Consider the following 17,445-nt stretch of genomic DNA (forward strand, 5'->3'; position numbering starts at 1 on the left):
CCCCTTTTTCTAAAGTTTTATAGTGCAATCTATTTATATATATTTTATATCGGTCAGGACAGCAAAAAAAGACATCTCAAGCCGCATTTATTACGGTCAGGAGATGCCTTTATGTAAATATAAGGATCAAATATAAGTTTAACCCTATACCCGGTCCTTACATTCCAGTACTGATGAAGACTTAGCCTTCTTTGTTAAAAGGCGCATCTGCAATCTTAATGGAGTCTGTCGGGCAGCCATCCGCAGAATCCTGCAGATCATCGAACAGATCATCAGGAATCACTGTGCAGCCGCGGTTTCCGTCGTTCTCAAAGATTACTTCCGCCAAACCTTCATCATCGTAATCAAAAATATCAGGAGCCGTTGCGCCACAAGCACCACAAGCGATGCAAGTGTCTTTTTCGACCCAGGTGTACTTAGCCATTATATATCTGCCTCCCGTTAAACAATACAGCCTGCAATCGCAGCCCGTTATTTCAATCATATTAATATAAAAAGAATACAATTTCAATGAATTTTCAAAGTGTTGACATTATTGCCCCATTCTCCGTACAGCGCCTGGCGGCAGCAGCAGCTTCCCTGTTTCAGTCAGCTTCACCGTCCGCACTGCTCAGATTATCCTTTTGCAGCGAGGTTCCGCGCTCCTGATGATTCCGCAGCCGCGCTGAATGACTGTCACTCAGCATCCCGGCAGTCAGTACGGCATTCTCGCCGAATTTGTTGCGCAGCATGTCCATCGCCTTATTCAGCGACTCCTTCTTCGGCTGCCGTTCATAATCGAACAGATCCAGCTGAATGGCCGCTTCCTCCTTCGGGGTCAGCCCGTGAAGTGTTACGCCGAGCAGGCGCACGGGCTTGTCCCCTTTCCAGTGGCGGGCGAACTGGTCACAGGCGGCCTTATAAATATCTTCGGCACTTTCTGTAGGCGCCTCCAGCTGGCGTGAGCGTGTAATTGTCTTCATATCCGGGGTCCGGATCGTCAGCTGTACCCCTGCCGCAACCAGCCCCTGCTTGCGCAGCCGCCTTGCTACCTGGTCACAGAGATTAAGCAGCACCGGACGCGCCTCCCCCAGCCCTACTACATCCTGCGGCAGTGTAGTCGTATGGCCAATCGACTTGCTCTGCTCGCGTTCCGGATTCACGCTGCCGTGGTCAATCCCGTTGCCCGCCCGCTTCAGCCAGGCGCCAAGTACACCGAAATGCCCGATCAGCATCGCCTCATCCGCAGCTGCCAGCTGTCCGATATTATATATACCGAGCTTGCGCAATTTCTCAGCCGTCTTGCCGCCGATGCCGAACATTTCATTGCAGGGCTTATCCCAGAGGACAGACGGCACATCGCGCAGCCGCAGCACGGAAATCCCATTCGGCTTCTTGAGATCCGAAGCAATCTTTGCCAGCAGCTTGTTGGGGGCAACCCCAATGGAGCACGGCAGGCTAAGCTCTTCCATAATACGGCGCTGTATCTCCCCGGCGATCTGCAGCGGTGTCCCGAATTGGCGGGAGCCGGTAATATCCAGATAACATTCATCAATGGAGACTGCTTCGAGCAGCGGAGTATAGCTGTAAGCAATCTGCATGAAAGCACCCGAATACTTGCGGTACAGATGAAAATCCGGCTTAATAAGGATTAAGGACGGGCAGATCCGCAGCGCCTTCTGCACCTGCATTCCCGTGGAGATTCCCAGTCTGCGGGCCGCATAGGAGCAGGTGACAATAATCCCCCGCCTCGCCTCCACACTGCCGGCAACCGCTGTCGCCTTGCCTTTATACTGCTCCGGATTCTCCGCCTCATGCACAGAGCAATAAAAGGCGTTCATATCCACATGCAGAATAACCCTGCCGCTTGCCGGATAATATTGATCCACATCCTGCATGGTATCTACCTTCTTATCTTCGGTTTCCAAGTGTTAATTTCAGCATACCCCTCCCCTGGCGGAAGGTCAACTTACCGAAGCAGGTCCGGGACTTATCCTGCAAAAAGTTCTTTGTTACTTTCCCGCGTAAAAATGCTATAATATAAAAATTCATTTCATATACGTGTATATGCCCACAAAACTTAAGCCTATGCTTCCGAAGCCAGTTTTGCGAAGCTCATTCAAAGAAGTATATGCCCACAAAACTTTTAGGAGGACACTCATGTCTAAGTCCATTTCCATCTTCGATACCACTTTGCGCGACGGCACTCAAGGCGAAGGAATCAGCCTGTCGGCGGATGACAAGCTGAAGATTGCCAAAAAACTCGACGATCTGGGTGTCCATTATATTGAAGGCGGCAATCCGGGAAGCAATACGAAAGACATCGAATTTTTCAAAAGAGTCCAGGAGCTGCATCTGAATGCCAAGATTACGGCCTTTGGCAGCACCCGGCGTAAAAATTCCGTGGCCGAACATGACGAGGGGCTGCAGCGGATGATTGCCGCCGGCGTTCCGGCAGCTACCCTGGTCGGAAAATCCTGGGATTTCCATGTTCATACTGCACTGCAGACCACCCTTGAAGAGAATCTGGCTATGATCAGCGAGTCGATATCCTATCTGAAGCGCCAGGGACTTGAGGTTATATTCGATGCCGAGCATTTCTTCGACGGGTTCAAGAACAACCCTGAGTATGCTTCAGCCGTCCTTACCCGTGCCCGCGAGGCCGGTGCAGACTGGCTGGTCATGTGTGATACCAATGGCGGAACACTGCCGTTCGAAATTCAGGAGATCGTATCAGGCGTAGCCGGACTTCTTCCCGGTGCTCCGCTCGGAATTCACACGCACAACGACTGCGAGCTTGCCGTTGCCAATACACTGAGTGCCATCGGTGCAGGCGTCCGGCAGGTACAGGGTACAGTTAACGGCTATGGCGAGCGATGCGGCAATGCCAACCTGTGTTCGATCATTCCAACCCTGCAGCTTAAGATGGGCTACTACTGCATACCTGGTGATTCGCTGTCACAGCTGACCAATACCGCCCGCTTCATCAGTGAGGTGGCCAATGTGAATATGCCGGTGAATCAGCCTTATGTAGGCACTGCTGCATTTGCCCATAAGGGCGGCATCCATGTCTCAGCTATTCTGCGAGATTCACGGACCTATGAGCATATCGCCCCTGAGCTGGTCGGCAACAAACAACGCGTGCTCGTCTCCGAGCTGGCCGGACAGAGCAATGTGCTGTCCAAAGCCCAGGAGATGGGGCTGAGCCTCGATCCGAGCAGCGAGCAAGCGCGCAAGGTCATTGACAAGATCAAGGACCTGGAGCATCAGGGCTATCAATTCGAAGGTGCTGACGCGTCACTGGAGCTGCTTCTGCGGGAAGCCACCGGAGAGATGAATGAGCTGTTTACCTTCGAATCCTTCAAGATGCTGGTAGAGAAAACCGCTGGGCGGCCCGTAGTATCTGAAGCCTTCGTCAAGCTGAAGGTAGGCGGAGAGAACCTGTACACCGCAGCAGAGGGCAACGGCCCGGTTAACGCACTGGACAATGCGCTGCGTAAAGCGCTGCAGACTTATTTCCCGCAGCTTAAGGATATGCACCTCTCCGATTACAAAGTCCGGGTGCTCGATGAGCAGGATCAGACCGCAGCCAAGGTCCGCGTATTAATTGAATCCAAAGACTACGGGGACACCTGGAGTACAGTCGGTGTATCCAGCAACGTTATAGAAGCCAGCTGGGAGGCCCTGGTCGATTCCATGCGTTACGCCCTGCTTGGACAAATTTCGCTTGAACAGGAAATTGAAACCAGCAAAGAGCCAAGAGGATTGGTTAATCACTGAGAACTGACAATTCTCCCTGCGGTATATACAGGCAAAAAGCCCTCCGGTGCGGATGACCCGCTCGCCGGGGGGCTTTATAACAGCTATTCATCAGGAGCCGGTCAAGGCAATAATTTTGCTCTCCAGCTCTTCTGCCGACAGGACCCCCAGTATAATCTCGCTGACTACACCATTCTTGTCAATTAACACATTAGTCGGGAACACCGCTCCGTTATACTGGTCAAAGACCTTGCCCTTCAGATCATACATGACCGGAAAGGTCAGCATGTACTTCTTCACGAACCGTTCTGCATTTGGCTTATAATCCTGGCTTGTGACATTAATTCCGTAAATATCAAGCACATCTTTATATTTCATCGCCAGCTTATTCAGGGCAGGAGCCTCTTCCTGGCAAGGCCCGCACCAGGATGCCCAGAAATTAAGGATCACCGGCTTCACGCGGTCACCGCCGACCTCATAGCGTTTATCCCCCTCCTGCAGGATAAACGCCGGAGCCAGCTTGCCTGCATAGGCACCAATTTCAAGTCCGGCCTGCTGCTGCATAACCGGCACTGCGTTTGGCCCGGCTGTGCTCCGCTGTACTATAGCCAGAATAGCCAGGCCTATGATTATAGCCAGTATCGTCAAATTCCGTTTATGAACTGCTCTCATAGGCTCAGTTCCTTTACATGGGGATTTGCCTCTATTGTACCCCCACTTGCAGCAGATTCAAACGTAACAACAAAAAAAGAGGATTCCGTCTAAGACGAAATCCCATGAAGAGAGAGGGGTGAAGATATGACAGCCTTCCAGGGAACTCCCCAGTCTGTCAGACTGGGCTCTTCCGTACAGCAAATGCTGGGGAAGCATATGCTGTCCTGTTATCCGCAGGAGGCCTGCGGAATCCTGCTGGGCACTGCCGCAGCGGGCGGCATGTGTATTAGCAGCTATGTGCCGATACGCAACGTAGCGCCTGACCCGCTGCATTTTTTTGTACCGGAGCCTGAAGCTTGGATAAGGGTACTATACCACGAGCCCTCGCTCGTCGGATTATTCCACTCCCACCCGAACTCTGCCCCTTGGCCTTCTCCTGCAGATCTGAACGGCCTGGCGGCGCTGGGACCCGAATTCAAGCTCTATCTGATCGGCTCTCCGGGCGCCGGCTCAGGCCTGCCTGTGTTCAACGGGTTCTTCATTCAGCGGACAACCGGCAATGGTTCAGCAACTGCATACAGCTTGCAGCAAGTGCCGCTAAGCCCTGCTTAAATAGGCATACAAATCGCCAAGTGTTTCCACCGGACTCTTTTGCGATATTTCACGGATATAGGAGACCCATAATTTCGCCGTCATCTTGGCATCCTCCAGTGCATGATGGCGGCCGCTGATCGGTATCTCATGAACAGCCAGCAGTTCATCCAGCGTATAGCTGCTGCGCTGCGGCTCCAGCCAGCGGGCCAGCATCATTGTATCGAGAACACGGTGAGTGAGCTGAACTTTGGAGGTCTTCCATAAGGCTGCATTAAGAAATGCTTTGTCATGTGCACTCCCGTGCGCCACCAGTACCCTCTGGCCGACAAAGGACATGAAATTATGCAATCCGTCGATTAGAGAAGGTGCGGATGAAGTCATTTCCCCGGAAATACCTGTAAGCTTCGTAATTGTATCCGGAATTGCCGCCGCACAGTTTACAAGCGTATAGAAGCATTCCTCTTCCTTGATCTCCTCCCCTACTACCCGGATCGCACCAAAGGACATAATCTCGTCCCCGCCCTGATGGGAGAAGCCCGTAGTTTCAAGATCAAAGATCACCGTCTCCAGCTCGGAAAGCGGAGTGTGCAGCACTTCAGGTCGCCGTTTCTCGCGCATAAGGGAACGGATGAACGCCATTTGCTGTGCTGTCTGCTGTGCGGAATCCCCGCCTCTCATGGAAGCGATGGCTGATGGCATACCACCCTGCCGCAAATTGTTCCAGAATCCCCCGCCTTTGTTCGGCTCCTTCATAGCTGTCTCCTTTCCGCTGACCGGAGCTGACGCTGCAGCGCCTTATGGAGGCGTCTTACCAGCAGCAGGCCTTCCCGAAGCTCAAGTCTGAGCTGTTTATTCTTCAGATCATTCTCGGCATAATAATCACTGCTGGTGAGCAACCCGTCTTTTACCGTGTACGGTGTGTTCACCCGCATTTTCAAAGCAGTCTGAAACGCCGCACGGATCTCCTCCAGATGCTGATACTGCTCCAGTTCAGCCAGCAGTTCAAGTCTCCTTAGTGTTGATGAAACTTTAATTCCATGCAGGAGCGACAAATGTCTGACAATATTCACAAGCGGAATGTAGAGGCCGTATTTCACATCAAATCCCCCGGCATAATCACCAAACCGCTCAGTGAGCACCTGCCCAAGCAGATTAAGTGTCGCCTTGTGGCGCACTGTATTGCGAAGCACTGCTATTGTCAGTTTCTTGTTATCCTTGAATCCGGCCTGGAACGCTTCCCGCCACTGCGCAGATAACGCTTCGCTTCCTGCTACATGACGCATGTCCGAGGCAATAATCAGGTACCGGACCGGCTCCCACTCAAGCTCCTCCATCCACTTCGCCAGCTGAGCCTTCCAGTCAGGCAGCGTTTTGCGCCACAGCGGCTCGGAGCACATCACCTTTCCGTCGCATTTCTCATAGCCGGCTGTTTCAAGCACATTAGACAGCATGATTCCAAAGGCTTCGAAATAGCTTCTTTTAGTACCATCCGGTTCCCCTTCAATAATCAAGCCATTATCCTGATCACTCCAGAGCGTAGCCTCTTGCCTGCCTGCACTGCCGAAGACAATAAAGGAATAGGCGCAAGGAGGCAGGCCGTAGCCCGCCTCCTTCATCTGCGCCTCACATATGCGTACCGCCGCTGCTGCAAGCTGATCATGCATTGCATTCACCCGGTACATCCATTCCTCCACAGGGATAACGTTTAATTGCTCCAGGAGTACTTGCTGGCAAGCGGTACGCCTGGCTTTAAGCTCCCGGGGCGAACCGGCCGTTGCGATGGACTTATAATTTTCATCATTATTCCAATCTGTAGTCTCCACCTGAGCCACGCGGTCCGCCTCCCTATCAAGTAGAAGTTATAAATTTAATTAAGGGGTTTGGATTCAGAGTCAGTGATCAGCTTCATTTGTTCCGGATAACCGTAAGTACCGTGTTCACTGATATCCAGACCCATCAATTCTTCTTCTTCAGTAACACGGATGCCGATTACCATCTTCATTACGTAGAGGATGATGAAGGACATTGCTGCTACGAAGACAAAGGTTCCGACTACACCAAGCGCCTGAACACCAAGCTGATGGAGTCCGCCGCCGTAGAACAGACCTGCTTTACCTACAAGACCGCCTTGTTCAATCAGATCTGGTGCTGCAAAGAGACCAGTGGACAAAGCTCCCCAGATACCAGCGATACCATGTACAGAGAAGGCATAGATCGGATCATCCAGGCCCGCACGCTCCAGCCACTGGGAAGTCATGAAGGTAAAGGCACCTGCAACCAGACCGATGATGATAGCTGCCCATGGTTCAACAAATGCGCAGGCACCTGTGATTGCAACCAGTGCAGCAAGTACGCCGTTCAGCATTGCCGGAATATCCGATTTACCGAAGTACAGCCAGGAAGCGACGAGCGCAGCCAGACCGCCTGCTGCTGCAGCAATATTAGTAGTCAAGGCAACATGACCGAAGAATCCGCCCATAGGAGACAAAGCGCTACCTGGGTTGAAACCGAACCAGCCGAACCAGAGAATAATTACACCGAGTACTGTGAACACTTGGTTGTGGCCCGGGATAATTACCGGTTTGCCTTCTTTATTGAACTTGCCGAGACGAGGTTTGAGCAGGATTGTCGCAACAACTGCTGCAGTTGCACCTGTCAGATGGACTACTGTAGAACCGGCATAATCCTGCATGCTCAGCTCAGCCAGCCAGCCGCCGCCCCATACCCAGTGAGCTACAACCGGATAGATTACAACAGAGAAAAGAATTCCGAAGATAATGTATACGCTCAGCTTCGCACGTTCTGCCATACCGCCGGATACGATGGCCAGGGAGACCGCTGCGAATGCCATTTGGAACAGGAATTTAACGTTCATAGTCACATCGGAGAATCCAAGCGCATTATCGAACAATGCTGCCTTGGTATCACCACCGTAGAAGAAGCCTGTAGTTCCGAAGAAGCTGTTGCCGTTTCCGAAACCGAGACCGAAGCCGAATGCCCAGAAGCACAAGCTTGCAATCGCGAGTGTCAATACCGTCTTACCGGCAACGTGACCGGCATTCTTCATCCGGACCGAACCGGCTTCAAGCAGTGCAAATCCGGATTGCATAAAGAATACTAAGATAAATGCCAGGAAAGTAAAGGCCGTGTCCAGACCGATCTGCAAATCCGGTGCTGCCGGACCTTCAGCAGCAAAGGCGCTGACCGGGTAGATCATCAGTGTAATCATGGCCAGGAACATCATCAATAATTTCTTTTTCATACTTTACCCCACTCCCCAATGTTATATTTTCTAACAAAGCGTGAAACTCTTAATGTCATTATAATCAGAAGTCAGGTAAATTGACAAGACTATTTTTTTGAATGCTCTAATTTATTTTTCAGCACTCGTGAATTCTTCGCAGAATCGCATTTCTCCGCTCCAACCGCTGATAACCCGCGGTAATATCCAGCTTGGCAACCCTACGATGATGCAAGCGCATACACTGGAAATAACGCGTTTGATTCCTTTTCTTTGTATTTTTATTAATTTATATTAGTAAACATGCCTTAAATCAGTTGCAAAATACCTAACATGATTCCTCATTCCTTCAATAAACAATCCAGCTAACCACATGTACCAGTCTCAACATATTTATGACAACAGTATTTTTGTAGCTCTTCTTTATAAAGATGACACATTATGTTATATTCAGCACCCTCTGTAATGGGTTCTCCATTCATTCTGCTGCTACACAAGCTGTTAAAGCAGACATATCCCGAGGCCTGACCGGCATATACTTTAAGTAAGCGTGACGTTTGACTGTACGGTTTCGGATTTGTTATGATTAATTTATGGTATACAGCATCAATAATTCGAGCAGAGCACCGCTGTATTAACAGCTACAGCAACCGGCTCTTCCAGCGAGGTGAGACAACTTGGAGATATGACCCTGTACCGGATCGGGGAGCTGGCCAAGACAGCCGGCATAAGTGAACGCACCATTGATTATTATACGAAGCTCGGACTTATAACCCCTGAGTCGAGAAGCATGAAGAATTACCGTTTGTACCGACATGAAACCTTAGCCGATTTACAACGTATTAATCAGCTAAAGCAAGAGAAGTATACATTGGAAGAGATTAAATCCCTGATGGGCAAATGGAATGCAGCAACACCGGAAGCCGAAGTCTCCGGCAAGCTGGTTCAGCTGGAGCTTCAGATGCAGCAGCTGGAGCGGGAAGTCAAAGCGCTGGAGCCTGTAATCAGCGGGCTTAAGCCCGGGCAGGCCAACCGGGCACTGGCAGCACTGATTCCCCAGGGCGTTGCCTGCATCGAAGCGATTCGGCTGCTGCTGACGCAGAGCCCGCCAATGTAAGAGCTTGAAACTTAATTTGGAGGAATGAGAGCATATGATGCCCCTAATGTATCTATTAATATTTGTCGCCTTTATCATCTCTATATGGGCCCAGTTCAGAGTCAAAGGAAATTTCAAGAAATGGTCGAAGGTGGCTAACCTGAATGGCTTGACTGGATACGACGCAGCCCGGCGCATGCTTGATGCGAACGGACTCTACGATGTACCTATTGAACCGGTTCGGGGAACCCTCTCCGACCACTATGATCCGATCAACCGGGTTGTCCGGCTGTCCGAGCCTGTATATTATGAAAGCTCCATCGCATCTGTCGCTGTAGCCTGTCACGAGATTGGCCACGCCATCCAGCATAAGGAGCATTATCCGATGCTGACGCTGCGCCACCGGATGTTCCCGGTTGTCAATTTCGCCTCCGGCATAGCACCATTCATGCTGCTGGCCGGCTTTTTCTTCAGCTCCATGAACTTGGTCGGTCTCGGTATCATCTTCTTCTCCGCCGCTGTCGCCTTCCAGCTGGTCACACTGCCGGTAGAATTCAATGCCAGCAGCCGCGCACGCCGTATCATGATGCAGCAGGGCTTCATCCGCAGCGAAGAGGAGCGCGGGGTGGCCAAAGTTCTGAATGCCGCAGCCCTCACTTATGTTGCAGCCGCATTAGTCTCGCTGCTTGAGCTTATCCGTCTGATCCTGATGTTCGTGGGCAACCGCGACTAAGCTGCAGGCAACCCATAATGATAAAACAATACCCCGGTAGGCTATGAGCCGACCGGGGTATTGTTATGCTGTCTATCTTTGAAATAAGTTAGCAGGAAGGTCCGGAAAGAACGGGCTACCAGCGGAAGCTTGCCGTCCGACCGGTGAATCAGCCCTACCGTCCGGGTCACCGACGGCTCTACCACCCGCACCTGCGCAGGCTGCAGCGGGTTGGTCTGGTATAGCGCCATTTCCGGCAGCAGGCTAACCCCCATTCCGGCGGCAACCAGGCCGCGGATCGTATCTGTCTCTCCGCCCTCAAACGCGATCTGGGGCTTAAAGCCTGCCTGCAGGCAGGCTTGCCATACAATCGGCCGCAGGGAGTAGCCTTGGCTGAATAAGACAAACTTCTCTTCCCGCAGCTGCTCCAGAGAGATCACCTGCTCCCCGGCCAGCGGATGGTTCTGCGGCAGAATGGCGAACAATTCCTCGGTCATAACTATATCCCCGGCAACACGGCCGTCGTTCTCCGGGAAAGGTGAGATGAATGCCAGATCCACCTCGCCAGAGATTACATCCTTAATCAGCGACGGGTAGGCCCCCTGCTTGAAGCGGAACTTCACATGAGGATAATGCCGGCGGAATTCAGCAACTATAGTGGGGATCAGATGCGTCCCCAGGCTATGCGGAAAGCCGATGCGGATCTCTCCGCGCTCCGGGTCAAGGAACTCATGCACCTCGGCCACTGAACGGTCAAGCTCATTCAGCACCGCTTCCACCCGTTTGCGGAAGAGCTGGCCGACAGGTGTAAGCTGCAGATTCCTTCCCTTCTGCATGAACAGATCTACACCGAGCTCCTCTTCCAGCTGATGAATCTGGCGGCTTACGGCAGACTGTGCGACATGCAGCTCCTCTGCGGCTCTGGTCACATGTTCCTTTTGGGCAACTTTCAGAAAATACTGCAGCTGTCTAAGCTCCACATCCACACCCTCTTTATCGTCGATTTCTTGAAAATATGCGGATAATCAGCCCGTAAAGGAAGAATCCGGCAATCAGCCCGCCGATATGCGCCATATAGTCGACATGCGGGGTGGCAAAGGACATAATAATCCCCATCACCAGCACGCCATACAGCGTCTTACGGGAGCCCTCGTCCATCATATTCCGCTGCAGCACGGCAATGTAGAGAAATGCCCCATACACTGCATAGATTGCCCCAGAGGCGCCTACAGAGACAATGCCAATCTCCACATCCCCCCGGCTGCTGACGGCAACCCCCAGAAGATTCGCCAGGAACCCTCCAGCCAGATACAACAGCACGTACCTCCACCAGCCCATAAGACGCTCCAGCGGAGGAGCAAAGACCAGCAGGGCAAAGCAGTTAAAGAACAAGTGGGCAAAGCCGTTGTGCAGGAACATAGCGGCCGCATAACGCCACAGCTCATCCTTCTCGGGGCTCACGTTTACCGTCGCCCCGTAGTTGACCAGTGTATGCAGATTAGTGGATCCCCCGTTCAGGGTCAGCACGATAAACATTAGTACATTGGCCAGAATCAATACACAGGTTACAGGATAATACCGGATATAACTTTTCCAATTCTCATAGCGTACGAAAATCATAGCACCCATCCTTTTATGTATGTTGCCTCGCTCGACATTCGGCATCTAAAAAGATTATAATTTATTGTGGCAGTACAATCCAATTTTGCAATTCAAGGAGGAACCACGGACATGTCGCAAGAAAGAACAGGCGTAGCTACTTTTAAGGGCAACCCGATTACTCTGGTTGGACCCGAGCTGAAGGCCGGAGATGACGCACCGCAATTTGTGGTAAGCAAGAACCTGCTGGAAGAAGCTTCACTTCAAGATTACGCCGGTAAAATTAAGCTGATCAGCGTAGTCCCTTCTCTGGATACCGGTGTATGTGATGCCCAGACCCGCCGCTTCAACAGCGAGGCAGCCGGTCTCGGAGAGGATGTTGTGATCCTCACCATCAGCACGGACCTTCCTTTCGCCCAGGCACGCTGGTGCGGTGCTGCAGGCATTGACAGTGTAATCACCCTGTCTGACCATAAGGACACCGCCTTTGGACAAGCCTACGGCGTACTGATCAAAGAGTTCCGGCTTGATATGCGTTCCATTTTCGTTGTAGACAAGAATGATAAGCTGGCTTACGTCGAGTATCTGGGTGAGATGGCTGAGCATCCCGATTACGAGGCAGCTATTGCCGCTGTACAAGCACTGCTGTAAGTACAAGCACACAATCGTATAAATCCCTGTTTTCCGAAAAAAAGCGGCAGAAGGACTTCCTTCTCCGCTTTTTGCGTATATTTGCTCCATAAAATTTATCAGTGCTCTGCAGCTTATGTCCACCTTAGAAACCGCATACAATCTCTTAACAGCCAAAAGCACAGTCTTTATTTCGCTTAGTCAGCCTTATATTTGCCCAGCTTCTTATCGAGCGACTGGTACAAACGCTGAATGACACGGTAGTTGGCCCCCAAATCACCAAGTGATCCTCTGGAGGCAGAATACATATCTACAGCACATCGTACAGGTGTGGTACTCAGTACAGATACTGTAATATCCAGTGTACGGCCGAACGTCGTTCTCTTCTCCAGGGTGATTTCCCCTACAGACTGCACTTCATGCAGCACTTTGAATCCAGGAATTTTCTTCAGCGTTGCGGATACTTCATCCCACGCCTTGTCTTTTGAAAGATTGTAATAACGTGTCTTCAGTGCCGGATCTTTCGCGCGGTCGCTTGTCCCGTCATGGCTGCGGAATAAACCGACCAAGGTTCTTTTCAACGACAAAATTCTTCCCCCTCTTCAAATCCCAAGTTCACTATCCTAAGTGTAACACTCTTATCCCCGGAACAAAAGAGCATAGCGCACTTTCTCCAGGCAAATAGCCCCAGATCGCCCGCATTGTCAGAATCCTGTCCCAATTTCGCAGGCAGTTTAATTCATTTATCTTTCAAAAAAGGCATCCTATACCTGCAATAAGCAGGAAACAGGATGCCTTGTCATTACATTAGAAAACCCGCCTATGCCGTCCGGCTGCAGTGTCTTCTGAACCTGCTAGAGCAGGTGGGTGACCGCAGAAGTCGTTTTTGAATTCCCCGGGTCATATAGACAGGGCATTTCAGCTGCGCTTCATGTAGATCTCCCAAGACATTATCATTGGTTCAAAACAACGAGCAACCATAACGTACATCGCAGGATTTATAACTATTATATTGCGTTTTAACGAAAAAGTAAACCTGTATGCGCTTTAATTAACACTGGGATAAAATTCCGTTAAAACTTCAAGCCTAATTGTTAACGGTATGTTAACTCTTTTTGAGGTCAATACCGGCTCTTTCATCCTCGTCTTCATCCTCATCATCAGAAGGCATTCCTTCGTTCTCCGCCGCTTCCAGCGCCGCCTGTTCCTCAGCCAGCTTCTTCTTCTCTACCTGCAGCTGCAGCTTATTATACGTCGCGAAGAAGTTAAAGAAAGCCAGCATCGCAATCAGCGTAGGAATACAAATGGCGTAAAGCACAGGATAACGCAGACCTATATAAAGTAGAACCGCTGCACCAATCAGGGTGGAGAACACACGGATCGGCCGGGCGATGGTCAACAGAATGGAGTTGGTCACCACTTCCTTGAAGGTCATCTGGTAATGTACGACAATTGAGAAGAAATTAAACATGGACACGAACAAAATAATCATCAGCACCAGCATTAAAATACCGACGATTTTGAAATTGGCCATCTGCGTCATGTATACGGTCACATCTACATACATAATTACAAACAGCAGGGTGTAGATAACCCCTCCAAGCATGCTTTTCAGATAATTCTCTTTGTACCCCTGAAAAAAAGTGCGGAATGTGCTTACATCTGTGTTGCCCATCACCCATTTGCGGACCACTGTAAATAAAGCCGACGTTGCCGGAAATACAGTGAATGGCGCAAGCACGCCAAGAATCCAGTTGAGTGTGATCTGCTCATTCGGCCCGCCAGTCTCCGAGCCCAGCATGATCATCTTCATAATACCTGCAAACAGAAACGGAACTGAACACAGTGCCCACAAAATATTGCTGAAGGCAATACGTGATATCCATTCCGTGACGCGGTATAAACCGCCCATTGCTCCTTTAAACTCCAATTCCCTTCCTCCTGTCTATCTAGCGCATACTGCGTATCTTAACTATACCCTTTTGCCCCGGACTTTTCCAGCGCCCAAGTTTACGAAATATAGGTAAGTGTCTAGGCAAGCTCAGCAATCCGTCCATATATTAGAAACGTAACCACATCCACCACTGTTTAAAGGAGGTTAACCCCATGTCCACACCAGTTGGCTACGGAGCCTGGACTTCCACCGGCACCATTCTTGTATTGTTCATTCTGCTTGTTATCATCACCCGCACTTTCATCTAGGCAACCTTAACGGGGACTCCATAATCCATCCCGGCTGCTGAACGGAGACTCCCCCGCTCCCACTGAATTTTATGCAAAAGAAAGACGAGAACCGCTAGCGGTTGCTCGTCTTCTGTACTGCCCTTATGTGTAATTCTTAATTGTCGAAATCTTCGCGCTTAGGAGCCGGACGGGAGCTTGAGCTTGGGCGTGACGATGGTCTGCCCTCAGCACTGCGGCTTGCGCCGCCATCGCGGTTGCCTTTGTAGCCGCCGCCGTAGCTGCTTCCGCTGCCGCTGTTGCCACCGTAGCCGCTGCTGTAGCCGCCGCGTGTGCTTCCGCCGCCGGCATTATCACGGTTACCGCGATATCCGCCGCCACTGGCGTTATCACGGTTGCCGCGGTATCCGCCGCTGCTGCCGGTTCCGGAGCCGGTACGGTTACCGCCGTAGCCGCCGTTAGGCTTGCGTCCGCTGCGGATGTCATTCTTGCCGCCGCGGCGTTTTGCACGGATCGGATCTTCAGGTGTCAGCTCAACCTGAGCATCCTTGTTGTCGCCAGTAAGCAGCTTCATTGCTGCAGACAGCAACTGTACGGAGTCATATTGCTCCAGCAGCTGAATAGCGATACCTTTGTATTCGTTCAGCTCACCGTCTTCAACCATTGCCAGCAGGCGTTCAGCTGTAATACGTTGTTTGCCTTCAATAGCTTCTGCCATTGTAGGAAGCGGTTTGCGGGTGATGCGGTGACGGGTCACGCGCTCGATCAGGTGCAGGTGATCCATTTCACGCGGAGTCACGAAGGACCAGGCAGTACCTTCTTTACCGGCACGGCCGGTACGGCCGATACGGTGTACATAGCTTTCCGGATCTTGCGGAAGGTCAAAGTTAATTACGTGAGTTACGCCGGAAACGTCCAGACCGCGTGCAGCTACGTCCGTAGCAACCAGTACATCAATGCTGCCGTCGCGGAATTTGCGCATTACAGCATCACGCTGGTTCTGCGACAGGTCGCCGTGCAGGCCGTCAGCGGAGTATCCGCGCTTCTGAAGGCCTTCCGCCAGCTCATCTACCCGGCGTTTGGTGCGTCCGAAGACAATTGCCAGATCAGGAGATTCCATATCAATCAAGCGGCTCAGCGCTTCGAACTTCTGGCGCTCAGGAACTTCAATATAAGCCTGGTCAATCAGCGGTGCGCTGATTTGCTTAGGAATTACCGATACATGCTGCGGGTTCTTCAGGAATTGCTGGGCAAGGCGTTGAATGTTAGGAGGCATAGTAGCCGAGAAGAGCATGGTCTGGCGTTCTTCAGGAACGAGCTTGAGGATAGTCTGGATATCCTCCATGAATCCCATGTCCAGCATTTCATCAGCTTCGTCGAGGACGATTGTCTGAACATCATCAAGGCGGATGGTTTTGCGGTTGATATGATCCAGGAGACGTCCCGGTGTACCGATGATGATCTGCGGTTTCTTCTTAAGTCCGCGGATTTGGCGGCCGATATCCTGCCCGCCGTAGATAGCCAATGAACGAAGTCCCTTGAAGCGGGTCAGCTTCCCGATTTCTTCTGCTACCTGGATTGCAAGCTCACGGGTCGGTGTCATTACCAGGGCAAGAATTTTCTCATCTTCCCGGGAGATCTTGGAGATAAGAGGAATACCGAATGCTGCGGTTTTACCGGTACCCGTCTGGGCCTGCCCGATCATATCCGCTCCGGTCAGCGCGATCGGAATCGCCTGCTCCTGGATAGGTGTTGCTTCCTCAAAACCAAGTTCTGTGATTGCCTGAAGTACTTTGGGCTCCAGGCCGAATTCTGCGAATGTTTTCAAATTATTCATGCTCCTTCTATACAGTGGACATTCCACATGCTTGTCTGTATTCTTAAGTAGCGGTAAACACATTTATAGGCTGTCCAATCATGCCGTATTTCCTGCATGGTTTAGCGCGTATTGGGACAAAAAAGCTGTCCTATGATCAGGCTACTACATACACCTGACAACTGTAACTTCGCATTCTAAGCAATGCAAAAATACCATTGTAACGTCCTACTCAAGAATATCCTATACATTATATCACAAACTCCTTTAGGAATACCAGTACATTCCTTACTTTCATTACTTACATTAAACATAGAGGTGAATTTGCTTGTTAAAACTCAGATTATTCGGGAGTTATCTCACCGTAATCCTCGGCTCTGCGATGATTGCCTGCGGGTTTAATCTATTCCTGATCCCGCACAGGCTGCTCAGCGGCGGTGTCTCCGGCCTGGCCATGCTGGTCGGTTACTTCACTCCATTTAATATCAGTCTGATGTATCTGCTCTTCAATGTTCCGCTGCTGGTTGCCGGCTGGTTCCAGCTCGGACGGAGATTTATTATCCTAAGCATCCTGTCTGTCGGAGCCACAACCTGGCTGATGACCTTGGTTCCAGAAATTCAGGTCTCCTCGGATATGCTGCTCGCTTCTGTTTTTGGCGGAGTACTCGTAGGCGCCGGCGCCGGAATATCCTTCCGTGTAGGCGGATCTTCCGGCGGGTTTGACATCCTGGGCTCCATTATTACGCGGTACCGGGATTTCCCGATCGGGAATGTGCTGGTCGGGCTGAACGGATTGGTCATTCTGGCTGCAGCCTATTTTGACAACAACTGGAATCTGGCGCTTGCTTCCATGGTATCCATTTATGTGAGCGGCAAGGTGGTGGATCTGATCCATGTCAGCCACATCAAAGTTACGGTCTATATTGTGACTACCCGGACTGATGAGCTCCTGCAGCAATTGCTGGGACTGCAGCGCGGAGTTACAAAGATCAAAACCGAAGGTGCTTATTCTCATGTGGAACGGGACATGCTAATGACTGTGACCACAAGATACGAGCTGGCTGAGCTTAAGCGCATTATTAAGACAAGTGATCCCCAGGCTTTTGTTAATATTGTGGAAACGGTCGGGGTAATGGGCTCATTCCGCAAGAGATAACCCGCGGGGACACTGGCCGGGCTGCAAA

18 protein-coding genes and 1 other RNA gene are annotated in these 17,445 nt (G+C 51.1%); 7 read left to right on the forward strand and 12 right to left on the reverse strand.

Annotated elements, in window-relative coordinates; translation table 11 throughout:
• Nucleotides 1-181: 181 nt before the first annotated feature.
• On the reverse strand, nt 182-424 hold the full coding sequence (locus LOS79_RS13020) for a ferredoxin (RefSeq protein ID WP_039872044.1): 243 nt from the start codon (nt 422-424) through the stop codon (nt 182-184).
• Between the two features lie 160 nt (nt 425-584).
• Entirely contained in the window at nt 585-1,877 is a 1,293-nt protein-coding gene (locus LOS79_RS13025; protein ID WP_315422188.1) for a DNA polymerase IV, read from the reverse strand.
• Between the two features lie 262 nt (nt 1,878-2,139).
• On the opposite strand from LOS79_RS13025, the gene cimA reads away from it, so the two are divergent.
• On the forward strand, nt 2,140-3,759 hold the full coding sequence (gene cimA / locus LOS79_RS13030) for a citramalate synthase (protein ID WP_315420285.1): 1,620 nt from the start codon (nt 2,140-2,142) through the stop codon (nt 3,757-3,759).
• 90 nt (nt 3,760-3,849) lie between these two features.
• Here cimA and LOS79_RS13035 read toward each other — a convergent pair whose 3' ends face one another.
• Entirely contained in the window at nt 3,850-4,410 is a 561-nt protein-coding gene (locus LOS79_RS13035; protein WP_315420288.1) for a TlpA family protein disulfide reductase, read from the reverse strand.
• Nucleotides 4,411-4,536: 126 nt separating this feature from the next.
• On the opposite strand from LOS79_RS13035, the gene LOS79_RS13040 reads away from it, so the two are divergent.
• A complete protein-coding gene (locus LOS79_RS13040) occupies nt 4,537-5,004 on the forward strand; it encodes a M67 family metallopeptidase (RefSeq protein WP_315420290.1) in 468 nt (155 codons plus the stop codon).
• Here the strand turns inward: LOS79_RS13040 and LOS79_RS13045 are convergent.
• From LOS79_RS13045 to LOS79_RS13055, 3 genes are read right to left on the reverse strand one after another with little or no spacing between them, the layout of a single operon-like run.
• Nucleotides 4,990-5,739: an exonuclease domain-containing protein gene (locus LOS79_RS13045; RefSeq protein ID WP_315420293.1), complete on the reverse strand. Its 750-nt coding sequence runs from the start codon at nt 5,737-5,739 to the stop codon at nt 4,990-4,992. The genes LOS79_RS13040 and LOS79_RS13045 overlap by 15 nt on opposite strands.
• Complete coding sequence (locus LOS79_RS13050) at nt 5,736-6,818, reverse strand: DUF294 nucleotidyltransferase-like domain-containing protein (RefSeq protein WP_315420295.1); 1,083 nt, start codon at nt 6,816-6,818, stop codon at nt 5,736-5,738. Before LOS79_RS13050 ends, LOS79_RS13045 begins: the two co-directional genes overlap by 4 nt.
• A gap of 35 nt (nt 6,819-6,853) precedes the next feature.
• A complete protein-coding gene (locus tag LOS79_RS13055) occupies nt 6,854-8,248 on the reverse strand; it encodes an ammonium transporter (RefSeq protein ID WP_315420299.1) in 1,395 nt (464 codons plus the stop codon).
• Nucleotides 8,249-8,912: 664 nt separating this feature from the next.
• Between LOS79_RS13055 and LOS79_RS13060 the strand changes: the two genes are divergently transcribed.
• Both LOS79_RS13060 and LOS79_RS13065 read left to right on the forward strand, forming a co-directional pair.
• Nucleotides 8,913-9,344 (forward strand): MerR family transcriptional regulator, encoded by a 432-nt coding sequence (locus tag LOS79_RS13060; protein ID WP_315422190.1) that lies wholly within the window; start codon nt 8,913-8,915, stop codon nt 9,342-9,344.
• A 37-nt stretch (nt 9,345-9,381) separates the two neighbouring features.
• Nucleotides 9,382-10,056 carry a zinc metallopeptidase gene (locus LOS79_RS13065; protein ID WP_315422192.1) on the forward strand — a complete coding sequence of 225 codons (675 nt, stop codon included), beginning with the start codon at nt 9,382-9,384 and terminating at the stop codon, nt 10,054-10,056.
• A gap of 41 nt (nt 10,057-10,097) precedes the next feature.
• On the opposite strand, the gene LOS79_RS13070 is transcribed toward LOS79_RS13065, so the two are convergent.
• Together LOS79_RS13070 and LOS79_RS13075 are read right to left on the reverse strand one after the other, a co-directional pair.
• Entirely contained in the window at nt 10,098-11,015 is a 918-nt protein-coding gene (locus LOS79_RS13070; protein WP_315420302.1) for a glutamate biosynthesis transcriptional regulator GltC, read from the reverse strand.
• Nucleotides 11,016-11,028: 13 nt separating this feature from the next.
• Complete coding sequence (locus LOS79_RS13075; protein WP_315420304.1) at nt 11,029-11,655, reverse strand: rhomboid family intramembrane serine protease; 627 nt, start codon at nt 11,653-11,655, stop codon at nt 11,029-11,031.
• A gap of 111 nt (nt 11,656-11,766) precedes the next feature.
• On the opposite strand from LOS79_RS13075, the gene tpx reads away from it, so the two are divergent.
• Nucleotides 11,767-12,285: a thiol peroxidase gene (tpx, locus tag LOS79_RS13080; RefSeq protein ID WP_315420307.1), complete on the forward strand. Its 519-nt coding sequence runs from the start codon at nt 11,767-11,769 to the stop codon at nt 12,283-12,285.
• A 176-nt stretch (nt 12,286-12,461) separates the two neighbouring features.
• Here the strand turns inward: tpx and LOS79_RS13085 are convergent, their stop codons facing one another.
• From LOS79_RS13085 to LOS79_RS13095, 3 genes are all read right to left on the reverse strand, one after another.
• The gene (locus LOS79_RS13085) at nt 12,462-12,851 is read right to left on the reverse strand and encodes a DUF1499 domain-containing protein (protein WP_315420310.1); all 390 of its coding nucleotides are present in this window, start codon (nt 12,849-12,851) and stop codon (nt 12,462-12,464) included.
• A 222-nt stretch (nt 12,852-13,073) separates the two neighbouring features.
• Nucleotides 13,074-13,265: non-coding RNA, 6S RNA (gene ssrS / locus LOS79_RS13090), on the reverse strand.
• A gap of 104 nt (nt 13,266-13,369) precedes the next feature.
• On the reverse strand, nt 13,370-14,194 hold the full coding sequence (locus tag LOS79_RS13095; RefSeq protein ID WP_315420312.1) for a YesL family protein: 825 nt from the start codon (nt 14,192-14,194) through the stop codon (nt 13,370-13,372).
• A 176-nt stretch (nt 14,195-14,370) separates the two neighbouring features.
• On the opposite strand from LOS79_RS13095, the gene LOS79_RS13100 reads away from it, so the two are divergent.
• The gene (locus tag LOS79_RS13100) at nt 14,371-14,466 is read left to right on the forward strand and encodes a YjcZ family sporulation protein (protein WP_315420315.1); all 96 of its coding nucleotides are present in this window, start codon (nt 14,371-14,373) and stop codon (nt 14,464-14,466) included.
• Between the two features lie 136 nt (nt 14,467-14,602).
• Here LOS79_RS13100 and LOS79_RS13105 read toward each other — a convergent pair whose 3' ends face one another.
• Entirely contained in the window at nt 14,603-16,273 is a 1,671-nt protein-coding gene (locus LOS79_RS13105) for a degradosome RNA helicase CshA (RefSeq protein ID WP_315420316.1), read from the reverse strand.
• A 316-nt stretch (nt 16,274-16,589) separates the two neighbouring features.
• On the opposite strand from LOS79_RS13105, the gene LOS79_RS13110 reads away from it, so the two are divergent.
• Entirely contained in the window at nt 16,590-17,417 is an 828-nt protein-coding gene (locus LOS79_RS13110) for a YitT family protein (protein ID WP_315420319.1), read from the forward strand.
• Nucleotides 17,418-17,445 lie beyond the last annotated feature (28 nt).

The sequence above is a fragment of the Paenibacillus sp. MMS20-IR301 genome (assembly GCF_032302195.1).
GTDB lineage: Bacteria > Bacillota > Bacilli > Paenibacillales > Paenibacillaceae > Paenibacillus_AQ.

What these genes read in the sequence shown, in the direction of transcription:
- LOS79_RS13060 (WP_315422190.1), top strand. Translation starts at nt 8,913, where the DNA reads ATGACCCTGTACCGGATCGGGGAGCTGGCCAAGACAGCCGGCATAAGT.
- LOS79_RS13045 (WP_315420293.1), bottom strand. Translation starts at nt 5,739, where the DNA reads ATGAAGGAGCCGAACAAAGGCGGGGGATTCTGGAACAATTTGCGGCAG.
- tpx (WP_315420307.1), top strand. Translation starts at nt 11,767, where the DNA reads ATGTCGCAAGAAAGAACAGGCGTAGCTACTTTTAAGGGCAACCCGATT.
- LOS79_RS13065 (WP_315422192.1), top strand. Translation starts at nt 9,382, where the DNA reads ATGCCCCTAATGTATCTATTAATATTTGTCGCCTTTATCATCTCTATA.
- LOS79_RS13075 (WP_315420304.1), bottom strand. Translation starts at nt 11,655, where the DNA reads ATGATTTTCGTACGCTATGAGAATTGGAAAAGTTATATCCGGTATTAT.
- LOS79_RS13035 (WP_315420288.1), bottom strand. Translation starts at nt 4,410, where the DNA reads ATGAGAGCAGTTCATAAACGGAATTTGACGATACTGGCTATAATCATA.
- LOS79_RS13020 (WP_039872044.1), bottom strand. Translation starts at nt 424, where the DNA reads ATGGCTAAGTACACCTGGGTCGAAAAAGACACTTGCATCGCTTGTGGT.
- LOS79_RS13025 (WP_315422188.1), bottom strand. Translation starts at nt 1,877, where the DNA reads ATGCAGGATGTGGATCAATATTATCCGGCAAGCGGCAGGGTTATTCTG.
- LOS79_RS13040 (WP_315420290.1), top strand. Translation starts at nt 4,537, where the DNA reads ATGACAGCCTTCCAGGGAACTCCCCAGTCTGTCAGACTGGGCTCTTCC.
- cimA (WP_315420285.1), top strand. Translation starts at nt 2,140, where the DNA reads ATGTCTAAGTCCATTTCCATCTTCGATACCACTTTGCGCGACGGCACT.
- LOS79_RS13055 (WP_315420299.1), bottom strand. Translation starts at nt 8,248, where the DNA reads ATGAAAAAGAAATTATTGATGATGTTCCTGGCCATGATTACACTGATG.
- LOS79_RS13100 (WP_315420315.1), top strand. Translation starts at nt 14,371, where the DNA reads ATGTCCACACCAGTTGGCTACGGAGCCTGGACTTCCACCGGCACCATT.